This is a genomic window from Paenibacillus pasadenensis (assembly GCF_002864175.1).
GTDB lineage: Bacteria > Bacillota > Bacilli > Paenibacillales > Paenibacillaceae > Paenibacillus_O > Paenibacillus_O pasadenensis.
This window is the reverse complement of record NZ_NFEZ01000004.1, coordinates 167,200-192,059: the sequence shown is the minus strand read 5'-3', so window position 1 is coordinate 192,059 and position 24,860 is coordinate 167,200. Positions and strand designations below refer to the sequence as shown.

19 protein-coding genes and 1 riboswitch are annotated in these 24,860 nt (G+C 67.4%); of the genes, 18 read left to right on the top strand and 1 reads right to left on the bottom strand.

Annotated elements, in window-relative coordinates; genetic code table 11:
• Positions 1-79 precede the first annotated feature (79 nt).
• From B8V81_RS10560 to B8V81_RS10510, 11 genes are all read left to right on the top strand, one after another.
• Positions 80-2,032, top strand: coding sequence for a M1 family metallopeptidase (locus B8V81_RS10560; protein ID WP_101808338.1), 1,953 nt, complete (start codon positions 80-82; stop codon positions 2,030-2,032).
• Positions 2,033-2,060: 28 nt separating this feature from the next.
• A complete protein-coding gene (locus B8V81_RS10555) occupies positions 2,061-2,909 on the top strand; it encodes a hypothetical protein (protein ID WP_101808337.1) in 849 nt (282 codons plus the stop codon).
• Between the two features lie 253 nt (positions 2,910-3,162).
• The gene (locus B8V81_RS10550) at positions 3,163-3,390 is read left to right on the top strand and encodes a hypothetical protein (protein ID WP_028600652.1); all 228 of its coding nucleotides are present in this window, start codon (positions 3,163-3,165) and stop codon (positions 3,388-3,390) included.
• Positions 3,391-3,625: 235 nt separating this feature from the next.
• Positions 3,626-3,784, top strand: a riboswitch (cyclic di-AMP (ydaO/yuaA leader).
• A 5-nt stretch (positions 3,785-3,789) separates the two neighbouring features.
• Positions 3,790-4,293 carry a C40 family peptidase gene (locus B8V81_RS10545; protein WP_101808336.1) on the top strand — a complete coding sequence of 168 codons (504 nt, stop codon included), beginning with the start codon at positions 3,790-3,792 and terminating at the stop codon, positions 4,291-4,293.
• A gap of 132 nt (positions 4,294-4,425) precedes the next feature.
• Positions 4,426-5,937: a cryptochrome/photolyase family protein gene (locus B8V81_RS10540; protein WP_244912749.1), complete on the top strand. Its 1,512-nt coding sequence runs from the start codon at positions 4,426-4,428 to the stop codon at positions 5,935-5,937.
• A 49-nt stretch (positions 5,938-5,986) separates the two neighbouring features.
• Positions 5,987-6,670, top strand: coding sequence for a M15 family metallopeptidase (locus B8V81_RS10535; RefSeq protein ID WP_244912748.1), 684 nt, complete (start codon positions 5,987-5,989; stop codon positions 6,668-6,670).
• Between the two features lie 104 nt (positions 6,671-6,774).
• Positions 6,775-8,841, top strand: a complete 2,067-nt coding sequence (locus tag B8V81_RS10530) for an alkaline phosphatase (protein WP_101808334.1) — start codon at positions 6,775-6,777, stop codon at positions 8,839-8,841.
• 14 nt (positions 8,842-8,855) lie between these two features.
• A complete protein-coding gene (locus B8V81_RS25530) occupies positions 8,856-9,902 on the top strand; it encodes a hypothetical protein (protein WP_101808333.1) in 1,047 nt (348 codons plus the stop codon).
• A complete protein-coding gene (locus tag B8V81_RS10520; RefSeq protein ID WP_174817718.1) occupies positions 9,899-10,594 on the top strand; it encodes an ABC transporter ATP-binding protein in 696 nt (231 codons plus the stop codon). Before B8V81_RS25530 ends, B8V81_RS10520 begins: the two co-directional genes overlap by 4 nt.
• Before the next feature lie 191 nt (positions 10,595-10,785).
• Positions 10,786-12,069 (top strand): ABC transporter permease, encoded by a 1,284-nt coding sequence (locus B8V81_RS10515; RefSeq protein WP_028600658.1) that lies wholly within the window; start codon positions 10,786-10,788, stop codon positions 12,067-12,069.
• 262 nt (positions 12,070-12,331) lie between these two features.
• Complete coding sequence (locus B8V81_RS10510; RefSeq protein ID WP_028600659.1) at positions 12,332-13,102, top strand: exodeoxyribonuclease III; 771 nt, start codon at positions 12,332-12,334, stop codon at positions 13,100-13,102.
• Positions 13,103-13,551: 449 nt separating this feature from the next.
• Here B8V81_RS10510 and B8V81_RS10505 read toward each other — a convergent pair whose 3' ends face one another.
• Positions 13,552-14,514 carry a 3'-5' exonuclease gene (locus tag B8V81_RS10505; protein WP_101808332.1) on the bottom strand — a complete coding sequence of 321 codons (963 nt, stop codon included), beginning with the start codon at positions 14,512-14,514 and terminating at the stop codon, positions 13,552-13,554.
• Positions 14,515-14,715: 201 nt separating this feature from the next.
• Between B8V81_RS10505 and B8V81_RS10500 the strand changes: the two genes are divergently transcribed.
• From B8V81_RS10500 to B8V81_RS10470, 7 genes are all read left to right on the top strand, one after another.
• Positions 14,716-16,374, top strand: a complete 1,659-nt coding sequence (locus B8V81_RS10500; RefSeq protein WP_028600660.1) for a helix-turn-helix domain-containing protein — start codon at positions 14,716-14,718, stop codon at positions 16,372-16,374.
• Positions 16,375-16,593: 219 nt separating this feature from the next.
• On the top strand, positions 16,594-17,601 hold the full coding sequence (locus B8V81_RS10495) for an ABC transporter substrate-binding protein (protein ID WP_028600661.1): 1,008 nt from the start codon (positions 16,594-16,596) through the stop codon (positions 17,599-17,601).
• 7 nt (positions 17,602-17,608) lie between these two features.
• Entirely contained in the window at positions 17,609-18,616 is a 1,008-nt protein-coding gene (locus tag B8V81_RS10490) for a FecCD family ABC transporter permease (protein WP_028600662.1), read from the top strand.
• Entirely contained in the window at positions 18,609-19,733 is a 1,125-nt protein-coding gene (locus tag B8V81_RS10485; protein WP_084137596.1) for a FecCD family ABC transporter permease, read from the top strand. The genes B8V81_RS10490 and B8V81_RS10485 overlap by 8 nt, the downstream gene beginning before the upstream one ends.
• Positions 19,734-19,747: 14 nt before the next feature.
• Positions 19,748-21,586, top strand: coding sequence for an alpha/beta hydrolase (locus tag B8V81_RS10480; protein WP_101808331.1), 1,839 nt, complete (start codon positions 19,748-19,750; stop codon positions 21,584-21,586).
• 859 nt (positions 21,587-22,445) lie between these two features.
• Positions 22,446-23,132, top strand: a complete 687-nt coding sequence (locus tag B8V81_RS10475; protein WP_043112042.1) for a hypothetical protein — start codon at positions 22,446-22,448, stop codon at positions 23,130-23,132.
• A 306-nt stretch (positions 23,133-23,438) separates the two neighbouring features.
• The gene (locus B8V81_RS10470; protein ID WP_180968420.1) at positions 23,439-24,725 is read left to right on the top strand and encodes an ABC transporter substrate-binding protein; all 1,287 of its coding nucleotides are present in this window, start codon (positions 23,439-23,441) and stop codon (positions 24,723-24,725) included.
• Positions 24,726-24,860 lie beyond the last annotated feature (135 nt).

Sequence of the window (24,860 nt, the reverse complement as noted above, 5' to 3'; positions counted from 1 at the left end):
TTTTTCATTTTAGCTAATAATCCGGCAAAAGCAAACATATAGATGGCTTACAAGCTTGTCAACGGGAGGGAACCGGTTCATGACCTGTCGCCGATCATACAAACCTTTTCTGCATGCAGCCCTGCTGCTCGCCCTCTTGCCGCTGCCGTGGGCCGGAACGGGACTGGCCTACGCGGAGCCTGCCGCCGGACAGGCCGCCACGCCCGCAGTCGAAGCCTCCCCGGCTCCCGCCCCCGTGACGCAGCCGCTGTCCCAGCGCGTCACGGACTACCAGATCCAGGTCAAGCTGAGCGGCAAGACGCTGACCGGCACCGAGACCGTCACGTGGAAAAATCCCGGCAAGAAGACCGTGTCGGACATGTACCTTCATCTGTATCCGAACGCCTTTCTGTCGGACGAGACGACGTTCATGAAGGAGTCGGGCGGACGGCTCCGCGAGGACAAGGCGACCGAGGCGAGCCGCGGCTACATGCGGCTGGAGTCGCTCAAGACCGAGGACGGCGCGAGCCTGATGCCGCGCGTGCACTTCGTCCAGCCGGACGACGGCAACGAGAGCGACTACACGCTGGCCAAGCTCAAGCTCCCGCAGCCGGTCGCGCCCGGCGAGGAAGTGACGCTGCACATCGGCTTCAGCGTCGGCCTGCCGGAGGTGTTCGCGCGCATGGGCTACTCCGGCAGCTTCGTCATGGCCGGCCAGTGGTTCCCGAAGATCGCCGCCTACAACACCGCGTCCGGCTCGCGCCCCGAGGGCTGGAACGCCCATCAGTACCACGGCAACTCCGAGTTCTACAGCGACTTCGGCCTCTACTCGGTCAAGATCGACGTGCCGGCCGGCTACAAGGTGGCGGCGACCGGCGTGCAGACGAAGCCCGCCGAGGCGTCCAAGGACGGCCAGACGTTCACGTTCTACGCCGAGGACGTGCATGACTTCGCCTGGTCGGCCTCGCCGGACTTCCTCTACAGCGAGGAGGCGTTCTCCGCGCCGGGCGTGCCCGGCGTGCGCATCAAGCTTTACCTCGACCCGCTCCACAAGAAGCTGGCCGAGCGCTACATGCATGCGGCCAAGTCGGCTCTCGCCAAGTACTCGCAGTGGTACGGCGCCTATCCCTACAGCACGCTGTCGATCGTCGTCCCTCCCACGGCCGCGAACGGCGCCGGGGGCATGGAGTATCCGACGCTCGTGACCGCCTTCGGCGCCGATACGGACAATCCCGGCTACAGCCTCGAGCGCACCGTCGTGCATGAGATCGGGCATCAGTACTGGTACGGCATGGTCGCGTCCAATGAATTCGAGGAAGCCTGGCTCGACGAGGGCTTCACCTCCTACTCGGAGGACAAGATCATGGAAAGCGAGTACGGCGTCGAGCCGCGCACCGCGCTGGAGGCGAGCTACGTCACCGATCCCGCTCCGCTCAAGCTGCTGTCCTGGTCGTACGGCTCCCATGGCCGCTACGCCGACAACGTCTACAGCCGGGCGAAGCTCGTGCTGACCGGCATCGAGCAGCGGACGGGACCGACGATGATGAACAAGATCCTGCGGACGTATTTCAACCAGTACAAATTCAAGCATCCGACGACGGCCGACTTCAAGCGGGTCGTGGAGCAGGTGACCAAGGACAGCTGGGACGACTACTTCAGCCAGTTCGTCTATGGCGGCCAGACGGCCGACTACGCGGTCGACTCGATCCGCGTCTCCCCGCTGGAAAGCGGCGGCGGCAAGCCCGGCTACGAGTCGCAGGTCGTCATCCGCCGCCTCGACGGCGTATACGGCCCGGTGAACATCCGCTTCCGCTTCGCCGACGGACGGACGATCGAGCGCATGTGGGACGGCGTGGAGGCCGACACGAGCTTCAAGCTGACCTCCTCCTCCCCGCTGCTGTGGGCGGCGGTCGATCCGGATCGGCTCAACGTGCTGGACAACCGGCAGATCAACAACTTCCTGCGCGCCGAGGCGCCGGCGGACCAGCGGGTGCGGATCAGCCTCGGCATCGTCAAGGCGCTGGAATGGCTCGCAGGAGCGTTCGCCTGGTGAGGGCGGCGGAAGAAAGGAGCGTGATCCCGTGTCCACCTATCTCAAGCAAGGCTGGGGGCTGACTGTCAAGCATCTGCCGATCGCCGCCTTCCTGTTCCTGTACCGGCTGCTGTGGGGCTTCTTCCTGTACCGGCTCGTCGACTCCGTCGTGCGCCCGCTCGTGCAGCGCTATCCCGGGGCGGACGGAGCCGCCACCGGCGCAGACGCGATCTTCTGGGCGGAGTCGCAGTTCCGGCTGCTCAAGACGGATCTGGCCCATCCGTATCTGTGGCTGCTGGGCGGACTGCTGCTCGCCCGCCTGCTGCTCGGTCCGCTGCTGAGCGCCGGACTCGCCTACTCCGTGCGGCATGCCGCGGAATCCGGAGCCGAAGGAGGCACGCGCTTCCTCGAGGGCATCCGCGTCTGCTGGAAGCCGTTCATCCTGCTCGCTGCCGCCGAGCTGACGCTCGCGCTCGCTCCGGCCGTCTGGCTTGCGCGGGAGGGCTTCCAACGCTTCCAGCACTACAGCTCGCTGCCGCAGCTGGCCGCGGACGCGCTGCCCTGGGCCGGAGCGTGGCTGCTCTGGATCGGACTGCTCCATGTGCTGATCCTCAGCCTGCAGTTCGGCGCGGCAAGCGGCCTGGGCGCAGGGGCGAGCTTCCGCCAGGCGCTGCGCCGCCTGCTGCCGCTGGCAGGCGTCAGCCTCGTCCTGCTGCTGCTGTCGGGCCTGCTGCAAGCCGGCGTCAGCGCTGGGGCGATGGCCTGGGCCGGCCTTGCCGCCATCGTCATCCAGCAAGGGTATCATTTCGTCCGCACGCTGATCGACGTCTGGATCCTCTCCGCGCAGTACAGCTGCTGGTCCGACAAGCCAGATGCCGGAGGACGTCAGGTTAGTTGACAAATCCGAATGTCCATCCTATAATTGTGTAAATTCTCTGACAATTTTGTCTTGTTTTTCGGACCCGAATGCGGTGTATATAACATCCAGGCCGGCCGCGCAGCGCCGCCCCGGCACCGCCCCGCGAACACCAAACCTTCATCTGCCGATGATCGTACGATCATCATCCGCAGCTTTAATGGAGCATAGAAGCCATCGAATGCAGGACATGCTAGAGGAGAGTTTCATTTTAGAGAGAGAGGAAAGATTGACCATGACCGAAAAAATCTACGCCTACTACGAGCAGCTGCATCAAGCGACCGGCGATCTGCTGGACCGCGCCGGCGCCTACCGGAACGCGCAGGAGCTGGAAGCCCTGCAGAGCGAGCACGCCCGCCTGCGCCCGGAAGGGCTCGACCTCAGCGAGGCCGCGCTGACCCGCCTGATGGGCATGCGCACGAAGCTGCTCACGTTGATGGAAAACTCGCTGTACACGGCCTGATCCCCCGATTCGGATCGCTCCGGCGCGAACGACGCGCCGACCGCAAAAGCGCCCCTCGCGAGGGGCGCTTTTTTTCGATGCGGCAGAGCCGAAGCGGCCCGCCGGCAGAGGCGTCGATTCGACTCCAGCCCCCGAAGCAAGCGCTGTCATTTGTCTCTTTCAACATGAGAATTATGAGAAAATGTCGGGAAAGGGAGGAAAATAGCTTAAAGAAAAGAATACCACTTCCAGAAGCAGTTCAAACATGCCGAGTTCCATGACTATGGAAACGGGGGAACCATCTCAGGGTGAATTGATTTCGCCCTCCTCGCCGCAAGGCAGGAAGGCCGAGAAATCATAGGGAACCTTCAACCGAACCCCACAGCTAACCTCGTAGGCTCTGGAAGGAGCACTTCAGCTTTGAAGAAGAAAGCCGCAGCAATCGCACTCGGACTTGCCCTGCTGTTCTCGGCAGGCGCGCAAAGCGCATCGGCAGGATCCAAAATGGACGGCGTCATCAGCGACGTCATCGGCACGCCGTACAAGTCGGCGGGCACCACCTCGAAAGGCTTCGACTGCTCGGGCTTCACGTCCTACGTGTTCAAGCAGTTCAAGATCACGCTCCCCCACTCGTCCGCGGCTCAATCGGCCATGGGCAAGAAGGTCGCCAAAGACGACCTGAAGGCGGGAGATCTCGTGTTCTTCAATACGAGCGGCAAGGGCGTCTCCCATGTGGGCGTCTACGTCGGCGACGGCAAGTTCGCTCACGCTTCCTCAAGCCGAGGCGTGACGATCAGCGAGCTGAGCGAGTCCTACTACGCCAAGCGCTATATGTCCGCCCGCCGCGTCATGGACGAAAAGACGTTCGAGAAGTACGCGGACGACGCTGCCGACCAGCCGGACGGCGGTCCGGACGTCGATTAAAAGCCTTTCGAAGTCGGACGAGCAGACCGCAGCAAGCCTCCCCTCGGAGCGCCTGCTGCGGTTTGTTTGCATTCCGGCAGGGTAGTACGGAAAGAGCATGATCGGCCGCGGCCGATCCAAGGAGGCAAGGACATGTATCTGTTCATCCACCGCAAGGATCTCCGAGCGGGCGATCTGCGCGCGTTCGACTACGCCGCCAGCCTTGGCATGCCGGGCATCCATGCGCTGATCCTCGACCCGGCGCAGCTCGGGGACGGCCGCGCCGAGTCCCATCCCGGACGGCATTTCCTGCGGGCGGCCGGTCTGCTGCTGCGGGATTATGCGGCGCAAGGAGCCGAGCTGCAGCTGCTGCACGGCAATCCCGCCCTCGTGCTGGACGAGCTGCTCGAGCGGGAGCCGATCCGCGAGGTCGTCGTCACCGCCGACCATACGCCTTATGCGCGGCGGCGGGACGAGCGGCTCGCCGCCGTCTGCCGCAGCCGGGGCGTGCGCTGGACGGCGCTGGAGGACGTGCCGCTCGCCGATCTGGACGCGTTCCAGGAGCAGACGGGAAGAAAAGAGCCGTACCGCGTGTTCACGCCGTTCTACCGGGCGTGGAACGGTTATGTCCGCTCGCGGCTCGCGCCGCCTCCGGCCGTCGCTGCCGGCGGCCTGCCGATCGCCCGGCTCTCCGGCGGCGGCAGCTGGAGCGTGCCGGGCGAGCTGGCCGGCCTGCTCGCGGCCCCCGTGCCGGAGGACGAGCGGCCCGAGCGGCAGCTGGAGCGGTTCCTCGGCGGCAGCCTGCAGGCGTACGAGGAGCTGCGCGACCGCTACGCGCTGGATGCCGGGAGCGGCCTCTCGCGCTGGCTGAACGTCGGCGCGCTGTCGGCCCGGCGCGCCTACGGCCTCGCCCTGGATGCCGCCCGGACCGAGGACGGGCGCGAGCCGCTTGCCTTCGGCGGAGCGGCCGACTGGCGGGCGGACGCCGCGGGCCAGCTCGAGCTGGCGCTGCCGGGCAGCGGCGAAGGCCCGGGCTCCGCGCCGCGCGATCCGTCGGCCGCGGCGGCGCGCTCCGGCGCGGAGAGCTGGATCCGCCAGCTCGCCTGGCGGGAGTTCTACCTGTACCAGGCGCGGTTCGACGCGGACTTTTTCCGCTATGAGGAGCAGGTCGACCTGTCCGGCCTGACGGAGCGGCATGCGGAGGCATGGCGGCAAGGCCGCACCGGCATCCCGCTCATCGACGCGGCGATGACGCAGCTGCGGACGACCGGCGAGCTGCCGAACCGGCTGCGCATGATCGCGGCGATGTTCCTGTGCAAAAACCTGCTGGCGCCGTTCACGGCGGGAGAGCGATGGTTCCGCGAGCAGCTGCTCGACTACGACGCTACGCTGAACCGCGGCGGCTGGCTGTGGAGCAGCTCGCTCGGCTTCGACGCCGCTCCGTACTTCCGCATCATGAATCCGGTCGTCCAGTCCAAGCGCTGGGATCCGGACGGCGCCTACATCCGGCGCTGGCTGCCCGAGCGGGCCGGATGGTCCGCCGCCGCCGTGCACGAGCCTTCGCCGCAGGCGGTCGTCGACCTCAAGGCGTCGCGCGCCCGCGCCATCGAGACGTACAAGCGGCTGCTCGCGAAGCCTTCCCGCCCGCTCGATCGTCTTCATTAGAACACATAGACAAGGCGCAACCAAGACTACGCCAGCGAAGGAGACGCACATGGGAATGCCTCGACCGACACCAGCCCCCGCCCGGGCAGACGCCCGCGCCGCCGTCCGGCGCAAGCCGCGACGCAAGCGGAGCCCGCTGGGCGGGCTGCTCATCGTCGCCGGACTGGCCGCCGGGACGCTCGCCCTGCTCAAGCTGGAGCTGCCGCGGGCGTTCGACAAGATCGTGCCGCAAGGCCTGTACCGCGACGTGCCGCCCGTCGCCGGCCTGCATCCCGAGGTTCGGGCGGCGAGCGAGCGGCTCGCCGCCCAGGCGAAGGCCGCCGGCATCGCCGTCGTGTTCACTGACGGCTTCCGCAGCGAGGCCGAGCAGGACGAGATCTACGCCCAGGGACGGGATCGCGAGGGCCGCATCGTCACCCATGCCAAGGGCGGCGAGTCGTTCCACAACTACGGGCTCGCGATCGACTTCGCCCTGAAGGACCGCTCCGGCGACATCATCTGGGACATGGAGTACGACGGCAACAAGAACGGCCGGGCCGACTGGCTCGAGGTCGCCGACATGGCCAAGCGGCTCGGCTTCAGCTGGGGCGGCGACTGGGAAGGCTTCAAGGACAACCCTCATCTGCAGATGGATTTCGGCTACTCGATCCGCGAGCTGCAGCTCGGCAACCGTCCGGACGGCTCGCTGCTCGCGGACGGCACGGCGAGCGGCCCGCCAGAGAAGGCGGAATAATTTACAAATAAACTATTTGCCGATAAACAACCCCGCATAAAGCCCTCTTAAGATAACGGATGAGCACTCGTTCATACCTAATTCTCTTGGGAGGGTTTTTTGAGATGAGAAAATCAAGCAAGACGAGCCGCATCCTGCTCGGGGCGATGCTGGCCGCCGCGACGGCCGTCGGCGGAGCCGGACTCGCCGAGCTCGGCCCGCAGCCCGCCGCGGCCGCGGAAGCTGCGGAGACGGCGAATGCCGCCCCGTCCATCTACATCGCCCCGATCCACCAGGCCAAGTTCCTCGCTGGCGCGAAGTTCGATTTTCGCGTCGAGCTGAACGACTGGACGGGCGACGCCTCGACCGTCCGCATCACGATCAACGGCAAGAGCCCCGAAGCCGTCTTCGGCAAAAAGCTCGAGCTGACCTCCACCGCCAAGAGCCGCGAATTCACCGTCCGCGACGTCTCCTTCCCCAAGGCCGGCCCTGTCTCCGTCTCCGTCCAGGCCGGCAGCCTGAAGCGCACCGTGCAGTATGAAGTCGTGAATACGGAGCAGGCCGGCCGCAAGGCGAAAAACGTCATCCTGTTCGTCGGCGACGGCATGGCCCAGCCGAGCATCACGATCGCCCGCGTCATGTCCAAGGGACTGACCGAGGGCAAGTACAACGGCCTGCTTGAGCTGGACAAGCTGGAGCAGCGCGCCGTCGTGACGACGTCGGGCATGGACTCCCTCGTCACCGACTCCGCCAACAGCGCGAGCGCCTACAACACCGGCCATAAATCGGCGGTGAACGCGCTCGGCATCTACCCCGACAATACGGAGAACTCGCTCGACGATCCGAAGGTCGAGACGCTGGCCGAGATGCTCAAGCGCTCGCGCGGCATGTCCGTCGGCATCGTGACGACGTCCGAGATCGAGGACGCCACGCCGGCCGCGGTCGTCTCCCATACGCGCCGCCGCGCCGACAAGGCCGAGATCGCCGACATGATGCTGCAGCTGCAGCCGGAGGTCGTGATGGGCGGAGGCTCGGCGTACTTCCTGCCGAAGTCCGTGCCGGGCTCCAAGCGCAAGGACGAGAAGGACCTGATCGGCGGCTTTGAAAAGGCGGGCTATACGTTCGTCGAGAGCGCGGCCGGCCTGAAAAGCTCCGGCACGCCGGACAAGCTGCTCGGCCTGTTCCATACCGGCGACATGAATGTGTACTACGACCGCTCCACGGGCAACGCGGCGGCGCTCAAGTCGTTCACCGACCAGCCGACGCTCTGGGACATGACGAAAAAGGCGATCGACGTGCTGAAGAAGAACGACAACGGCTTCTTCCTCGTCGTCGAGGGCGCGAGCATCGACAAGCAGCTGCACACGATGGACTGGGAGCGCTCCGCCTACGACACGATCGAGATGGACAAGGCGATCGGCCTCGCCCGCGCTTATGCCGACGCCAGCGGCGACACGCTCGTCGTGGCGACGGCCGACCATGCCCACTCCACGAGCATCGCCGGCACGTACTGGGAAGGCGACGGCAAGACCGGCCGCGAGGCGGTGCGCACGTACGAGCAGTCGAAGTTCCCGACGTACGTCGATGCCGACAAGGACGGCTTCCCGGACTCGCCGGACGTGGACCGCAAGCTGGCCGTCGTCTTCGGCGCGACGCCGGACTACTATGAGGACTACAAGTTCAGCGCCGTGCCGCAGGCTCCGGCCGTGCTGTCGGGCGACGCCTACATCGCCAATCCCGGCACGCTCGCCGATCCGAAGGCCGAGGACAAGGACAAGTATCTGCACACCGGCACGCTGCCGAAGTCCGAGGGCACCGAGGTGCATTCGGCCGACGACGTTCCGCTGATGGCGCATGGTCCCGGAGCGGAGTACTTCAAGGGCACGCTCGACAATACCGACGTATTCTTCGGCATGGCCCAGGCGCTCGGGCTGCGCCTCGACGGCAGCAAGCTCGACGCCAAGCAGAACTGGATCGAGCTGGACGGGTTCCTGCGCTCGCTCGGCGGCAGCCGCACGTACGATGCCAAAACGGCCGTCTCGACCGTCAAGGCCGGCGGAACGACGCTCGTGCTCTATCACGGAAAAGGCATCGCCAAAAAGGGCAGCCAGACGGTTCCCCTGAAGTTCAAGACCGAGAACGGCAAATTGATCGTCTCCAGCGACTCGCTGCTGGCTTCCCTCAGCCGATGAGGAGCCGCAGCGCAGTGCTTGGCGCCTGCAGCCTCGTGCCGCGCCGCGCCTCCGCCATCGTGGCGGGGCTCGCGGCGGCCGGGCTGCTGCTGGGCGGCTGCGGAGCCCCGGCTCTCCCTCTAGAGGGAGAGCCGATGGCCGTTGCCGGGGCGCAGCCGGGCGCAGCCGGCGAGCCGCAGGCTGCGGCGGCGCAGAGCGGAGACGGCTCGCTCGCGGCGGGCGGCGAGGTGCGCGGCAGCGAGGCGCGCGGCGGCGCGAACGGCTCTGAGGCGGCAGCGGCGCCGGCAGCGGCCGGAGCGGCAGCGGCGAGCAGCGAAGCGGCTGGAGCGGGCGGCGAGGCGGCCGCGAGCGGCTCCTCCGCAGACGCTTCGCCGAATGGCGGAGCCTCGGCGCCGGGCGCCTCGGCGAAGCCGGCGGCCAGCGCTTCGCCGGACGCTCCGTCCGCCGCGAGCGCCGCTCCTGCGGGCACGGCGTCGAAGCCGTCGCCGCACGCCGCCGCGAGTGGCGCGCCGGCTGCCGCTCCCGCCTCGGCGGGAGCGGCTTCCGCTTCGCCCGCAGCCCCTTCCTCCGTCCCGTCTTTCGCTCCGTCGCAGGCTCCGGCCATGTCCGCCTCGCCGACTGCAAGCCCGCTGCGGACCGCTGCTCCTTCTCCTGCCGTCAAGCCAACGGTTCGGCAGAGCCTGGACGGCCCGGCGACGATCCGCTTCTCCGAGCTGTACGGCAAGGAGAGCGTGCGCGGCCTCGCCTTCTCCGACAAGCTCAAGGAGCTGGACGGCATGAAGGTGGAAATGACCGGCTACATGGCTCCTCCGCTGACGGCGACCGTCCGCTTTTTCGTCCTCACCCGCATCCCGCTGGCCGTCTGTCCGTTCTGCTCCTCGGATGCGGACTGGCCGTCGGACATCGTCGTCATCCAGCTGCCCGAGGGCAAGGAGCTGACTCCGACCGAGCATCAGGTGAAGGTGACCGGGACACTCAGCATCGGCTCGCAGACCGACGAGGAGACCGGCTTCGTCAGCCTAATCCGCATCGTCGCCGACAAGACGGAGGTGCTGTCATGACGCTGCTTCGCCTGGAGAATGTCGTCAAGCGCTACCGCGCTCCGGACGGAACGGAGCTGACCGTGCTGGAGGTGCCCTGGTGGGAGCTCGATCGAGGCGAGCGCGTGGCGCTCGTCGGTCCGAGCGGGTCCGGCAAGAGCACGCTGCTCCATCTGCTGTGCGGCATCGTCCGTCCGAGCTCCGGCTCGATCACGCTGCTCGGCGAGCGGCTGGAGACGATGAAGGAAAGCGCGCTCGACCGCCTGCGCGCCTCCCAGGTCGGCTATGTCCACCAAAGCTTTCAGCTGCTGCCCGGCTTCACCGCGCTGGAGAACGTGCTTGCCGCGGCCGCCTTCGGCAGCTCCCTGAGCAAGCGGCGGCAGCGCGAGCGCGCGGCCGAGCTGCTCGAGCGGGCCGGTCTCGGCGACCGCCTGGACCATCTGCCCCGCCAGCTCAGCCAGGGCCAGCAGCAGCGCGTCGCGATCGCCCGCGCGCTCGTCAACGAGCCGGCGCTGCTGCTGGCGGACGAGCCGACGGCGAGCCTCGATCCCGAGACGGCGGCCCGCGTCATGGAGCTGCTGATCGGCTCGGCCGCCGCTTCCGGAGCGGCGCTGCTGCTGTGCACGCACGATCCGGAGATGGCCGCGCGCATGGAGCGGTCCGTATCCATCAAGGAGCTGGCGGCGCGGCCCGCCGCCGTTCGGCTCGCCTGACGGACTCTGGTGCGCGGAGCCGCTGCAGACCGCGATCTGGCCCGCATGGAGCGTCTGGAGACCGCGCGCCGTTCGCTGCGCTCCGTCCTCGCCTGCGCGGTTCGCCGGAAGGACAGGACAGCGACATGCGGCCCCTTCCGGCCTCCACGCATCGCCTCATCCTTTCGACCGCATAAGGAGGTCCGATCGACATGTCCCTCTTCTCCATGGCCTGGCGCGGCCTGATGGCCCGCCGGGCGCAGACGCTGATTACCGCCGCCGTCGTCATGATCGGCCTGTCGGTGACGCTCGCCGTGCTCCTGCTCTCCAGCGGAGCGCGGCAAGGCATCGAGCGGGCGAGCGAGCCGTTCGGGCTGCTCATCGGCTCCAAGGGCAGCGCCAACCAGCTCGTATTCAATACGATTTTCCTCATGGACAAACCGCTGGCCAACCTGAGCTATGCCTACTACGAACGTCTCGCCGCCGATCCCGAGATTCGGACGGCCGTGCCGTTCGCGCTCGGCGACCAGTACCGGGGCCGCAGGCTCGTCGGCACGACGCCGGCCTTTTTCGGCCTGAGCGCCCGGCCGGCCGATCCGCCTTATTTCAAGCTGCGCGAGGGCCGGCTGTTCGACCAGCCGTTCGAGGCGGTCGTCGGCGCGGAAGTCGCCGCCCGCGACGGCTTGCGCATCGGCGACACGTTCGTGTCGGAGCATGGCGTCGCGGCATCGGCCGAACCGGACGAGCACGGCGAGCATCCGTATACGGTCGTCGGCATCCTGGAGCGGCTGCACGCCCCGTCCGATCAGGGCATCTACGTGAGCATGGAAAGCTATTGGCAAAGCCATGATCATGGCGCGGACGAGGCGGCGGCAGGCGGCGAGGCTCATGTGGTCGAGAATGCCGTTGGCGGCGGCGAGGCCCATGCGGACGAGTCGCCGGAAGACGAGGCGGCTCACGGCGTGACAGCGATCCTCGTCAAGCCGAACAGCTACATCGGCCTGATGAAGCTGTACCAGCAGACGAACGCCGGCGAGGAAGCGCAGGCCGTCCTGCCCGGCCAGACGCTCGCCATGCTGTTCGACATGATGGGCAGCGGGGAGCAGGCGCTGCGCGGCATCGGCTGGGTGCTGCTCGGCATGGCCGGCCTGACCGTATGCCTCTCGCTGTACAGCTCGGCGGTCGAGCGCAGGCGCAGCGTCGCTATCCTGCGCTCGCTCGGAGCCGGGCGGCGGCAGGTGATGGCCATCGTGCTGCTCGAATCCGCGCTCATGACCGGGCTCGGCTGCGCGCTCGGCGTGCTCGGCGCCTACGGGCTCGCTGCCGCGCTGGCCGGCTACGCCCGCTCTCACGTATCCATCGCTTTACCCTTGGGCTTCGACTGGTCCTCGATCGGCCTCGCGGCGCTCGTACTCGCCGCCGGCATCGTATCCGGCCTCGCTCCCGCCATCGGAGCTTACCGGACCGAGACGGCCCGCCACCTGAGTCCATCCTGACCGCCAAGCGAAAGCCCGCGAGCAAGGGCGTTTTTGTCCTTGCTCGCGGGCTTTCGCACGGGCTGGCGCTCCGGCCGCTGCCAGCTCGGACCTGCTGCTCCGCCAATGCCCGCCACCGTCGTCCTGGCGCGGGCTTTTCGGCCGCATTGCAGCGGCTTTTCGTCTCGGAGCCTTGCGGCCGCTTCCTTTCCCTTCCGCTGACAACGCTCGTCCCCCCGTGCTACACTGGACGGACGATCACGACAGCAGGGAGAGAAGCGAATTGAAGCTCGTATCATGGAACGTCAACGGCCTGCGAGCCTGCGTGAAAAAAGGCTTCGCCGACTACTTCGAGGCGATGGACGCCGACGTCTTCTGCGTGCAGGAGACGAAGCTGCAAGAGGGGCAGATCGAGCTGGAGCACGGCGAGGGCTACCATCTGTTCTGGAATTATGCCGCGCGCAAGGGCTACTCCGGCACGGCGGTCTGGACGCGCAAGCTGCCGCTGTCCGTGCGGTACGGGCTGGAGGACGACTTCGAGGAGGAAGGACGCATCCTGACGCTGGAGTTCGACGGCTGGTACCTCGTCAACGTCTACACGCCCAACTCGCGGCGCGATCTGTCGCGGCTGCCCTACCGGCTGGAATGGGAAGCCCGCATGCTGGCATATCTCAAAGGACTGGACGCCGTCAAGCCGGTCATCCTGTGCGGCGATCTGAACGTCGCCCACCAGGACATCGACCTCAAGAACGCCAAGCCGAACCGCGGCAACTCGGGCTTCACCGACGAGGAGCGGGGCTGCACGAGCGCCTTGCTGGAGAGCGGCTTCACGGACACGTTCCGCCATCTGCATCCGGACCGGACGGACGCCTATACCTGGTGGTCGTTCATGCCCAAGGTGCGGGAGCGGAACATCGGCTGGCGCATCGACTATTTCCTCGTATCGGACCGGCTGCGCCCGCTGCTCGCCGCTGCGGAGATCGACAGCGCGGTGCTCGGCAGCGACCATTGCCCGGTCGTGCTGGAGCTGACGGAGGAGCCGGCCGCAGGTTGAGGCTGAGCCATGAGCGATCGGATGGCTCCGGAGACGGAGCCTTGCGGCCGCGGCCGGCCGCTGGGCGCCGCTCTACCCGAGCTGCTCGGTTTTTCCGCGCAACTCCGTCCGTTCGGCCTTCCCCTCACCCGAGCTGCTCGGTTTTTCCGCGCAACTCCGACCGTTCCGCCTTCCACTATCCCGACTTGCTCGGTTTTTCCGCGCAACTCCGACCGTTCCGCCTTCCCCTCACCCGACTTGCTCGGTTTTTCCGCGCAACTCCGACCGTTCCGCCTTCCACTATCCCGACTTGCTCGGTTTTTCCGCGCAACTCCGTCCGTTCGGCCTTCCCCTCTCCCGACTTGCTCGGTTTTCCGGCCTGCTCGGCGCCATGCGAAAAGGACCGGCCTCTCCGCCATTCAGCGGAAGGGCCGGTCCTTTTCAGGCCGGGCTCGCAGCTCTCCGTAACTTTAGAGGAGATGCCGCGGAGAGGACGAGCCGTTCGCTCCATGCTTGGAGTCCGTCGCCGTGGCGGAATCCGCCGAGTCGGCTGCGCCTGCAGCGTCGGCGCCGTCCGTTGAAGCCGAGCCATCCGCCGGCTCATCGCCTGCTTCGGCGTCGGCCGGATCGGCGCCGGCCTCCGCGTCAACCGGCCGCTCGGGACGCGGAGGGCGCGGCTTGACCGGCTTGGCGGCCTCGACGTCGTAGTAGGCCTTCAGCTCGGCGGCTTTTTTGACGTTGTCCATGTCCACCTTCGCCTTCGCCAGCTTATCGGCCACCATCTCCCACGTCGGGGCGGTCTTCTGGACGACGAGGCCGCGAATGGCGTTTTTGACCATGCGGCGCTCCTTGGCGTTGGAGTACGTGTCCTTGTAGCGGCGGACGTCGCTCTCCGGCAGGATCTCGGGGAAGACGCGGCGGAAAATCTCCGCCGTCATGCGCGCGTCGTCGAGCGCTCGGTGCGCCGAGCCCTCGGCCGGAATGCCCAGCTCCTCGAGCGCCTTTTCCACGCTGACGTCGTTGGTCAGTCCGCGCGTGCGCAGATAGATCTTGAGCAGATCGTAGTAGTCCGCCTGGAGCCAGTACGCGTCGTCGAGCTTGTGCATCCTCGTGTCGAGCACGATCCGCTTCAGGTCCTCGCCGCCCCAGGTGACGAACGTGCAGGCCTCGCTGCGGTCCAGCCAGTGCAGGAACGCCCGGATGACGGGCACGAAGCCCTTGGCCGCGTCGATGTCCTCCTGGGGGATGCCGGTCTTCTCGCGGATGAAGCTGTTGAGCTTGGCAAAATAAACCGGGCGGATCAAGGAGCTGAATTCGTCGACCTGACGGAGCGAGCTGTCGAGCCGCACCGCACCGATCTCGATGACCTCCATCGGCTTGTCGCTCGCGAACTTTCTCCCGTTGAACTCGATATCGAGAATGATGTAATCCATCGTAACCCTCCAACAATTAGGTTCCTCCATCATACACGAAAGCGGTACCCGAATGACAGCGGCGGACTCCGCAGACGCTTGCGCGGACGGCCGGACCGGCGACGGCGTCCGCAGGCGCCGCCCGCTGAGTAGGCTTGCCGGGCGGGACGATCTGCTTTACACTAGACTGATAACGATTCTCAATGAAAAGGAGAGACCGCCATGATCCACTCCACCCTGCCGTCCGATCCGCCGCGCGCCGCGCTGGCGCCGATCGACATCGGAGCCTGGACGATCCGGCTGCGGGACGCGGCCGTGCTGCAGGTCGGGCCCGACCTCCCGGGGCTGACGCAGCAGCTGCTCCGCCAGCCCGCGCTGCTCGTGCTGCTGAGCGGCGAGATCCGGCTGGAGCGGGGTGCCGACTCCAGCCGGATGGGCAGCGGCATCGTGTACCTGTGCCCGCCGGAGAGCACGTTCGCGCTCGCCGCCGACGGCGACAGCCGCGGTTCGGCGGCGCTGCTGCGGATCGAGCTGCATGAGCCGGACGCGGCCGTTCCGGGACAGCTGCGTCCGGTCGATGCCGCGACGGTCGCCGCCGCGCTGCCGCGCGAGGTGCGGCTGCCCGCCGCAGCCCAGCTCCAGGATCGCTGCCGCGCGATCTGCGCCGGATTCGGCGGGGAGCGGCCGCTCGGCCGCTTGCGCGCGCAGGCCGACGCGCTCCAGCTGCTGCTGGAGGCGCTCGAGGAGTCCGATCCGGCGGCGGACGAGCCGCTTGAGCCGGTGCGGGCCTACATGGAGGAGCATATGCGCGAGCCGCTGTCGCTGGAGCTGCTCGCCGAGCTGGCCGGCTGCAGCCCGAAGCATTTTGCCGCGCGCTTCAAGAAGGCATACGGCAGCACGCCCCACGAGCATCTGACCCAGCTGCGCCTGGCCAAGGCGAAGCAGCTCATGCTCCGCTCGGAGAGCCGGCTGAAGGATGTCGCCCATGCGGTCGGCTACGAGGACGAGTTCTATTTCAGCCGCCTGTTCAAAAAAGCGCACGGCGTCTCTCCCACCCGCTACATGGAGCAGCGGCGGCAGCGGATCGCGGCCTACGGCAACGCGTCGGCGCTCGGCTATCTGCTGCCGCTCGGCGCGCTGCCGCATGCGGCGCCGATGCATCCAAAATGGATGCGCTATTACCTCGAGCGCTGGGGAACCGACGTGCCGCAGCATCTGAGCTACGGCTTGACGGAGCCGCAGGTGCAGGAGGACCTGGTGCAGCTGGAGCGCCTGCAGCCGGAGCTGACCGTATGCTCGTGCGAGCTGGAAGAGGACGTGCTGCGGCGACTCGCGGCGATCGGGCCGATCGCCCGGCTGCCGGAGGAGCAGCCGGACAGCTGGAGAGGCGGCCTGGCCGACATCGGCCGGCGGCTCGGGCTCGAGGCCGAAGCGGAGCGCTGGACCGCCGCCTTTGACCGGCGCATCATGGCGGCGCGCTCGGCGATCGAGGGAGGCCCGGCGCCTTCCGTGCTGCTCGCGCGCGTGCTGAAGGGCCGGCTGTATCCGCATGGCTCCGAGGGGCTGATGGACTTCGTGCATCGGGAGCTCGGCGTGCGTCGTCCGGCCGCTTCCTGGGAGCATCGCGACGGCGGGACGCCGCTGCCGCTGGAGCGGCTGCGCGATGCCGACATCGACCAGATCTGGCTGCTCGTCTGCCAGGAGTCGGAGACGCTGGAGCATTGGGGGCGGTTCAGCCAGTCCCCGGACTGGCTCGGACTGCCCGCCGTCCGTTCCGGCGGGCTGCGGATGCTGGCCTCGAGCCCTTGGCGCGAGTATTCGCCGATCGCGCTTGACCGCATCCGCGAGGAGACGCTCGCCCTGCTTGGCCGCCAGACGTAGGCCGGCAGCCGCCGGCACCGCCATCTTCGCTTCTCCGAGGCCGTCCGCTCCGCCGTTTTCCGCTCTGCCAAGCGCTTTCGGAGCATTCCGTTCCCGATTGTCCATGCTTTTTCGTCCCTTTGTCTATGGAGGCGAGGAAGACGATCTTTTAAGATAATGAAAGTGAAATTGAGAATCATTATCATAGAAGGTCCATTTCGAAGGGAGTCTGGTTTCACCATGAAAAAAGTTCTGCTCGCCGCCCTGCTGCTGCTTGCGATCGGAGCGCTCGCCGCCTGCGGCAGCTCCGAATCCAATACCGGAGGCTCCGCCTCCAGCCCGTCCCCGTCGGCCGCACCGTCGGCCTCGCCGTCCGCCGAGCCGAGCGCTTCTCCCGAAGCCTCCGGCACGAAAACCGTCACCTACCTCGGCGAGTCGTACGAGCTGCCCGCCTCCACCGAGCGCATCGTCATCACCGGCGCCGTCGAGGCGATGGAGGACTCCATCCTGCTCGACCTGCATCCGGTCGGCGCGATCAGCTTTTCCGGCGCCTTCCCTCCGCTGTTCGCCTCCATCACGGACAAGGCCGAAGCCGTCGGAGAGAAGACGGAGCCGAACTTCGAGAAGATCCTGTCGCTCAAGCCGGACGTCATCCTCGCCTCGACGAAGTTCGATCCGGCCGTCGTCGAGAAGCTGAAGCAGATCGCCACGGTCATCCCGTACTCCCATGTCTCGACCCATTGGGAGGACAACCTCAAGCTGCTCGGCGAGCTGAGCGGCAAGCAGGCGGAAGCGGCCGCCCAGGCCGACGCCTTCAAGGCCGACCTCGAGGCCGCCAAGACGAAGCTCGGCGACAAGCTGAGCGGCCAGAGCGCCGCCATCGTCCGCATCCGCCAAGGCGAAGTGTACGTCTACGGCAAGGATCTGTTCTTCAACCCGGTGCTGTACGACGACCTCGGCTTCCAGCTGCCGGAGGCGATCGCCGCGGCGAAGAAGCAGGAGGTGCTGTCGATCGAGAAGCTGGCCGAGATGAATCCCGACGTGCTGTTCGTGCAGTTCTCCGAGGACGAGAACGGCAAGGCGACGACGGCTCTCGACGAGCTGCAGAAGAACCCGATCTTCCAAAGCCTCGACGCCGTGAAAAACGGCAGCATGCACGTCAACCTCGTGGACCCGCTGGCCCAGGGCGGCACCGCCTACAGCAAAGTCCAGTTCCTCAAGGCCTTCCTGGAAAAGGCCGGCTCCTGACCTGTCCATGAAGCGTTCCCGAATGCTGCCGGCGGCCATCCTCCTGATGGCTCCGGCAGCTGCTTTGCTTCTGGTCGTCTTCTCGGCGCTGTACGGGGCCAAATCGATCGGCGCGGCAGATGTGTGGGCCGCAGTGACGCGCTTCGATCCCGGCAACGTGGACCATCAGATCATCCGCCACTCGCGGCTGCCGCGCGGCCTCGGGGCGCTGCTCGTCGGCGCCTTCCTGGCCGTCTCCGGCGCGCTCATGCAGGGCATCACGCGCAATCCGCTCGCCTCCCCCTCGCTGCTGGGCGTGGCGGACGGCTCCGTGCTCGCCGTGACGATGGCGATGGTGTTCCTTCCCGATCTGAGCGGGACCAGCCTCGTTTTCGTCTCGATGGCGGGCTCCGCGCTCGGGGCGGCGATCGTGTTCGGCATCGCCTCGCTCGTGCCCGGCGGCAGCTCCCCGGTGAAGCTGGCCATCCTCGGCGCGCTGGCCGGCATGTTCCTCGGCGGCGTCGCCGACGCCCTCGCCATGTATTTCCGCATCCCGCAAAAGATCAGCTTCTGGTACAACGCGCGGCTGCATCAGATGGACCCCGAGCTCGTGCAGCTGGCGCTGCCGTTCGCCGTCGTCGGCCTCGCGCTGGCGCTGCTGCTCGCGCGTCCCGTATCGGCGCTCGCCCTCGGCGAGGAGACCGGCGCCAGCCTCGGCCAGAACGTGCGCCGGGTCAAGCTGCTCTCCATGCTCGCCGTCGTGCTGCTCACCGGCACGGCGGTCGCGATCGCCGGCAAGATCGCCTTCATCGGCCTCATCATCCCGCATATCGCGCGCTTCATCGGCGGCAGCGACTACCGCTGGATCATCCCGCTGTCGGCCGTGCTCGGAGCGCTGTTCCTGACGTTCTGCGACCTGCTCTCGCGCTTCATGAACGCGCCGTTCGAGACGCCGATCGGCATCGTCACCGCGCTGTTCGGCGTGCCGTTCTTCCTCTATCTGATCCGGCGAAAGGGGGCGTCCAGCCATGCCTGAGTCCAGCCAGCGGCATCCAGACGAAGGCAACTCCGGCGGCGAGCGCGGCCGCCGGACAGCCTCGCCCCCGCTTGCGGCTGAGCCCGCAGCCGGGTCCGGCTCGCGCCGCGCCTTTGGGCTCGCCCTCGCCGGAGCGGCCGCCGCGATCATGCTGATCGCCCTGCTCGGCGTGACGACGGGCGAGTTCGCGCTGTCCGTGCCGGATGCGCTGCGCACGCTGCTCGGCGGCGCGGCCGATGCCGACGAGCGGCTCGTCGTATTCGGCTTCCGCCTGCCGCGCATCGTGCTCGCCGCGCTCGTCGGCGTGTCGCTCGGAGCGGCCGGAGCCGCCATGCAAAGCCTGACGCGCAACGGACTCGCCGATCCCGGCATCCTCGGCATCAACGCCGGAGCCAGCCTCGCCGTCGTGCTGTTCATGCTCGCGCTGCGGGACATCGTCCAGCTGGAGGGCCTCGCCGCCGTCATGACGATGCCGCTGTACGGCACGGCCGGCGGACTCGCCGCCGGCGCGATCATCTTCGCCCTGGCCCGCTCGCGCGGCAGCCTCGATCCGCAGAAGCTGCTGCTCGTCGGCATCGCCGTCACCTCCGGCTTCGGCGCGGCGACGCTCTACATCTCGCTCAAGATGAACCCGCAGGACTTCGAGCGGGCGGCCGTCTGGCTGTCCGGCAGCCTCAACTCGGCCAACTGGCTGTATGTGCTCGCCGTGCTGCCGTGGGTGCTGCTCCTGCTGCCGGCGCTGTGGGCCAAATCCCGCATGCTCGACCTGATGCGCCTGAGCGACGACACGCTGAGCGGACTCGGCGTCGCCCTGAAGCGGGAGCGCCGCACGCTGCTGCTGCTGAGCGCCGGCCTCGTCGCGGCCAGCGTCGCGGTGAGCGGCAGCATCGGCTTCGTCGGCCTGATCGCGCCGCATATGGCGGCGCGCCTGGCAGGCCTGTCGCATCGGCGCCTCCTGCCGCTGAGCGCCTTGCTCGGCGCGGCGCTCGTCATGGCCGGCGACTATGCCGGCCGCACCGCCTTCTCGCCCTCGGAGCTGCCTGCGGGCATCGTCATCTCGATCATCGGAGCGCCTTATTTCGTCTGGCTGCTGATCCGCCAGAAGACGGCGCGCTAAAAAGGAGACCGTCCATGAAATTCGAATCGATTCCCGCCGGCGGCCGCATGCTGTCCGTCTACCTGCCGCCGTCCTACGCCAGCGGCGGCAGCCGGCGGTATCCCGTCCTCTACGTGCAGGACGACGCCGAGCTGATGGAGCATAGCGTCAACTTCATCGACTCGCTCTACGCCTCCGGCGAGCTGCCGGAGCTGATCGTCGCCGGCGTGCCGTCCGCATGCCGCAACGACGACTACACGCCATGGCCGGCGGAGGCCGTCGCTCCCGGCCGGCCCGGCTTCGGCGGCGCGGGGCGCGCCTACGTCGACGAGCTCGCGGGCCGCATCAAGCCCGCGCTCGACGCGCAGCTGCGCACGATGCCGGAGCCGGAGCATACCGGCATCGGCGGCGGCTCGCTGGGCGGGCTGATTGCCCTGCTTGCCGCTTACTGGCGGCCCGACGCCTTCGGCGCGGCCGCCGCGATCTCCCCCTCGCTCTGGTACGAGGGGGCGCTCGACTACATCCGGCGCGAGCCTGCGCCGGATGCGAGGCTGCGGCTGTACCTGTCGGTCGGCACCGCCGAGGGCAGCCTCAAGACGAACCGCCAGCGCGGCATGGCCGCCTCCGTGCCGGAGGCGGCCCGCATCCTGCTGGCGAAGGGCTTCCCGGCGCAGCGGCTGCGCCTGGAGCTGGAGCCGGGCGGCACGCATGACGCCATGTTCATGGCGCTGCGCTTCCCGGCCGCGCTCCGCTTCCTGTTCGGCGGCGGAGCGGCGGAGCCGGGCGGTCCGGTACGGCACGCCGAGGCGGAAGCGGCGGAGCCAGGCGGTCCGGCACGGCACGCCGAGGCGGAAGCGGCGGAGCCAGGCGGTCCGGCACGGCACGCCGAGGCGGAAGCGGCGGAGCCAGCCGGTCCGGCACGGCACGCCGAGGCGGAAGCGGCTGCATCCCGCGCCGCGCTGGCCGGATCGGCCGCTGCAGCTCAGAGCGCCTCGGCCATCGCCGCCGCATCCGATCTTCCGGCAGCGGCCTCGCAGACGGACGGGCAGACGACAGCGCAGACGACAGCGCAGACGGCCGCGCTGCCGTCCCGCTACTCCGTGCCGGGCACGGAATGCTTCCCTCTGACGAGCCGAGCCGGCCTGGAGTACCGCATTTTCGTGCATGTGCCGGTCAAGCCCGCCCCTCCCTCCGGGTATCCGCTGCTGTGCGCCGTCGACGGCAACTCCGTCTTTGGCTCGCTCGCGGAGGCGATGCGGCTGCAGACCCGCCATCCGAAAGGGCTGCCGCCCGGCATCGTCGTCGGCATCGGGTATCCGACCGACGAGCCGTTCGCGACCGAGCGGCGCTTCGTCGATCTGACGACTCCCGCCGAGATGGAGGGGCTTCGCCCCGACGGCTCGTCCTGGCCCGCGAACGGCGGAGCCGAGGCGTTCCTCGACTTCCTGCAGGCGGAGCTGCTGCCGGAGCTGGAGCGGCGCTATCCGATTGATCCGCGGCGCCGGACGCTGTCCGGCCACTCGCTCGGCGGCTTTTTCTCGCTCTATGCGCTCATCCGCCGTCCGGGGCTGTTCCGTTCGCATGTCGCCGGCAGCCCGTCGCTCTGGTGGAACGAGCGCATGCTGCTGAAGCTGCTCCCCGAGCTGGAGGCCCGCCTGCAGTCGGGCGGCTCGGCGGCGCTGATGCTCGCCATCGGCGGCGAGGAGAAGGGCTCGATGCTGCAGGACACGCGCGAGCTGCGGCGGCGCCTGCTGCCTCTGGCCGAGTCCGGCCGCCTGCGGCTGACTTACGCGGAGTTCGAGGACGAAGGCCATGTGAGCGTGCTGCATCCGCTCCTCAGTCCGATGCTGCGCTTCGCTTTCTTGGACAAATGAGCCGCAGAGGCCAGCCAGCAGCTGCCGGCTGGCCTCTCCTTCGCTTCGCCGGCTAGTTCCACCCTCCGCCCGCCGCCATTCGTCTCCCGGCTGCCCGTCCCGCTTATGCCGCCGTCCGGCTTGCATGACAAGCGGCTTCTCCGGTGCGCGAAGGGCTGCTGACGACGAATCAGATCGTTAGAAGCCCCGAATGGGGCAGCTCCAACATCTAACGACGCGTGAGGAGCTTAGCCATGCAAAACGGCCGAAAAAACGTGCGGAAAGAGGCTAAAGGCTGTTCTAAGCCTCTGACACGTCGTTAGATTTTGGGAGACGCGAAAAAAGCGGTTCTAAGCGTCTGAGGAGTCGTTAGCATCGGATGGAAGGGCAGACGTCTCGCGGAACAGCAGGAAAACGTCTTCTGCAGAAACCGTGAACCGACCCGGGGAGGATCGAGAACGGGCTGGAGAGCCGTCGACTGGCCATTCCCGACAAAGGCTTCCCACAGGTTGACCATGGACAGGGCACTAGCAGCAGCCTATCCGCTTTGATTCTAGGCATTCGTAGAAAGCTTCTCTGGCTGCGGCGCTTCCTAGTGCCATTTTCACCACTAGGAAGCGCGCTTCCCTGGCCTCCACAGATGAAGAGTCGACGATGTACTAGAGCCTAGGAATTTTCCCTTCTTTCGCTCTCCAGCCCCATTCTCCGCACGTTGCACGCCTTCAAGGGACCCTTTCCATCTCTACGTTCTCGTTCTTCGTCGGACAATCCTGTCCATGCAACTGGGGCAATGGCGTGCATACCCAAGCGCATCCATTCTGTCTAAAATGAATTGAGAATGATTTTCAATTAATGCTTTCGCTGCAAATGGGGGATGTCTTTGCTTCAAACACGGCTTCAACAAATAAGGCGGCTTCGAGGAGCCAGCGCTGCCGTCGTCAAAGGCGCTTCCGCTCGTAACGGCGCTTTCGTCCGCAAAGGCGCTTTCGCTCGCAATGCCACTTCCGCTGTCAAAGGCGCGATCGCCCGCAATGCCACTTCCGCTGTCAAAGGCGCGATCGCTCGCAAAAGCGCTTTTGCCGCGCTGCTCGCGATCGCGCTGCTGCTCGGCGGCTGCGCGGCGGGCGCAGGTACGCCGTCCGGCTCCGGCAGAGCGGAGGGCGGCGAAGCTGCCGCTGCCGAGGCGGCCAAGGCCGCTGCCGCTGCCGAAGCGGACGGAGCCGGCCCGGACGCGGCGGGCTGGGCCGGCATCGAGCCGCTGCCGGCCGCCGACGCCGCCGAGGGGCTGCAGCTCAGCCGCGACGCGGTCAAGCAGCTCAAGCAGGCGGCCGAAGCCGGCGACGAGGCGGCATGGCGCGAGCTGGCCGTCCGCCTCGCCGGACTTTGGCTGACGCTCGAGCCCGACTTGAAGAAGCTGGACGAGGCCAAGGCCGAAGCGGCCCAAGCCGACATCGGCCGGCTGCTCCAGCCGGATCCGGCGGCGCCGGAAAGCCCCGTCGACGTGTCGTACCGCCTCTATCAGACGTACCGCGACCTGCAGGAGAAGCTGCAGGGACCGGCGGCTTAAGCCGGCCTTGTGCAGCGCGCCCTCTCCGGCTCTCGCTCCGGAGCCGGACCCTAGCCCAGGCGCAAGCGCCTAAGTCTTCAGCAGGGCCTTTGCCCCGCGTTCGTCCCGTGCTTGCGCCACGCTCGCTCCGCGCCTACGGCACGCTCGCCACGCGCCTGCGCACGCTCGTCCCGCGCCTGCGCACGCTCGTCCCGCGCCTGCGCAACGGCATCGCCGAGTCCGCATCTGCGCTTCGCCCGGATGCTGCTCTGCCGGCCCATTCTCAAGCACCGCCCATTCCACTCGCAGAAAGGTGATCTCCTACCCATGACTCTCGCTCGCAACCGATTCCTCGCCCTCCTCCTGAGCCTCGCTCTCGCGCTCGGGCTGCTCCCGGCCGCAGCCGCCGCAGCGGCTCCAGTCGTCGCGGTCAAGATCAACGGCAGCGCCGCCAGCTTCGGCTCCGTCAAGCCGTCGATCATCGACGGACGCGTCTATCTGCCCGCCGCCGCTTTTGCCGTCAAGCTGAACGCGACGTACCAGGTCGACGCCAAGACGAAGAAGTGGGTCGTCAAGCGCGGCACGCGCACGCTCGGCTTCACCCCCGGCAGCGTCAAGGCGACGCTGAACGGCAAAGCCTACACGCTGGCCGCCGTGCCGGTGACGAAGGGCAAGGACGTGCTCGTGCCGGCCGCTTCCCTGTCCGACGCGCTCGGCGTCTGGACGTCGTGGAACGGCTCCGCCAAGACGCTGTCCGTCCTGACGCAGAAAACCGTCAAGCACGCCATGGGCTCCACGACGCTGAAAAGCGTGCCGCAGCGCGTCGTCGTCCTGTTCAATGGCATGGTCGACACGAGCGTCCTGCTCGGCGTGAAGCCGGTCGGCGCCGTCGAGTCGTACCTGCAGCAGCCTTTCTACGAGTACCTGCGTCCAAGCCTGATCGGCGTAAAAGACCTCGGCGACGAGACGCAGCCGAACCTCGAGGCGATCGCCGCCCTCAAGCCGGACCTCATCATCGGCTCCAAGCTGCGCCACGAGAAGATCGACGGCCAGCTGAACAAGATCGCGCCGACCGTCATGACCGAGGACGTCTTCAGCTGGCAGGACAACCTGAAGTTCGCCGCCGACGTGCTGAACAAGCAGGCCAAGGCCGACGCCTTCCTCGCCAAGTGGGCCTCCCGCACCGCCGACTTCAAGAAGCGGATGGGCGCCGACATCGGCAGCACCGAAGTGACCGTCATGCGCATCAACTACAACGGCACGGCGCGCTTCTACCTGGAAGGCTTCGCCTCCAACATCCTGCGCGACCTCGGCTTCAAATTTCCGAAAGCCCAGACCGACGTGACGAAGGACATCTTCAACATTCCGTCCAAGGAGCAGACGCCGCTGCTCGACGCCGACTACATCTTCGACTTCACGGTCGACTGGGACGGAGACGGCGCGATCTACAAGACGCAGAAGGAATGGATCGACAACGCGCTCTGGTCGAACCTGCGCGCCGTCAAGAACAAGAAGTACTACAAGGTCAACGCCGTCAACTGGAACCTCTCCGGCGGTCCGCTCGCGGCCGACAAGATGCTCGACGACCTGTACTTCTACTTCAACATCGACTAGCCCAGCCTCCGGATCAAAAAAGCCCCGCTTGCCGCGAGCCCGTCCGAAACCGGGCATCGCGGCAAACCGGAGCCCAATGCCGTCCCGCCTCGCGCCGATTCGCGCGGGGCGGGATTTTCCGCGCCATGCGGACGC

Excerpts from the sequence above, each read along its gene's own strand:
- B8V81_RS10550 (WP_028600652.1), top strand. The coding sequence starts at position 3,163 with ATGACCGAAAAAATCTACGCCTACTACGAGCAGCTGCATCAAGCGACC.
- B8V81_RS10515 (WP_028600658.1), top strand. The coding sequence starts at position 10,786 with ATGTCCCTCTTCTCCATGGCCTGGCGCGGCCTGATGGCCCGCCGGGCG.
- B8V81_RS10485 (WP_084137596.1), top strand. The coding sequence starts at position 18,609 with ATGCCTGAGTCCAGCCAGCGGCATCCAGACGAAGGCAACTCCGGCGGC.
- B8V81_RS10535 (WP_244912748.1), top strand. The coding sequence starts at position 5,987 with ATGGGAATGCCTCGACCGACACCAGCCCCCGCCCGGGCAGACGCCCGC.
- B8V81_RS10495 (WP_028600661.1), top strand. The coding sequence starts at position 16,594 with ATGAAAAAAGTTCTGCTCGCCGCCCTGCTGCTGCTTGCGATCGGAGCG.
- B8V81_RS10530 (WP_101808334.1), top strand. The coding sequence starts at position 6,775 with ATGAGAAAATCAAGCAAGACGAGCCGCATCCTGCTCGGGGCGATGCTG.
- B8V81_RS10505 (WP_101808332.1), bottom strand. The coding sequence starts at position 14,514 with ATGGATTACATCATTCTCGATATCGAGTTCAACGGGAGAAAGTTCGCG.
- B8V81_RS10520 (WP_174817718.1), top strand. The coding sequence starts at position 9,899 with ATGACGCTGCTTCGCCTGGAGAATGTCGTCAAGCGCTACCGCGCTCCG.
- B8V81_RS10540 (WP_244912749.1), top strand. The coding sequence starts at position 4,426 with ATGTATCTGTTCATCCACCGCAAGGATCTCCGAGCGGGCGATCTGCGC.
- B8V81_RS10470 (WP_180968420.1), top strand. The coding sequence starts at position 23,439 with ATGACTCTCGCTCGCAACCGATTCCTCGCCCTCCTCCTGAGCCTCGCT.
- B8V81_RS10500 (WP_028600660.1), top strand. The coding sequence starts at position 14,716 with ATGATCCACTCCACCCTGCCGTCCGATCCGCCGCGCGCCGCGCTGGCG.
- B8V81_RS10480 (WP_101808331.1), top strand. The coding sequence starts at position 19,748 with ATGAAATTCGAATCGATTCCCGCCGGCGGCCGCATGCTGTCCGTCTAC.
- B8V81_RS10560 (WP_101808338.1), top strand. The coding sequence starts at position 80 with ATGACCTGTCGCCGATCATACAAACCTTTTCTGCATGCAGCCCTGCTG.
- B8V81_RS10490 (WP_028600662.1), top strand. The coding sequence starts at position 17,609 with ATGAAGCGTTCCCGAATGCTGCCGGCGGCCATCCTCCTGATGGCTCCG.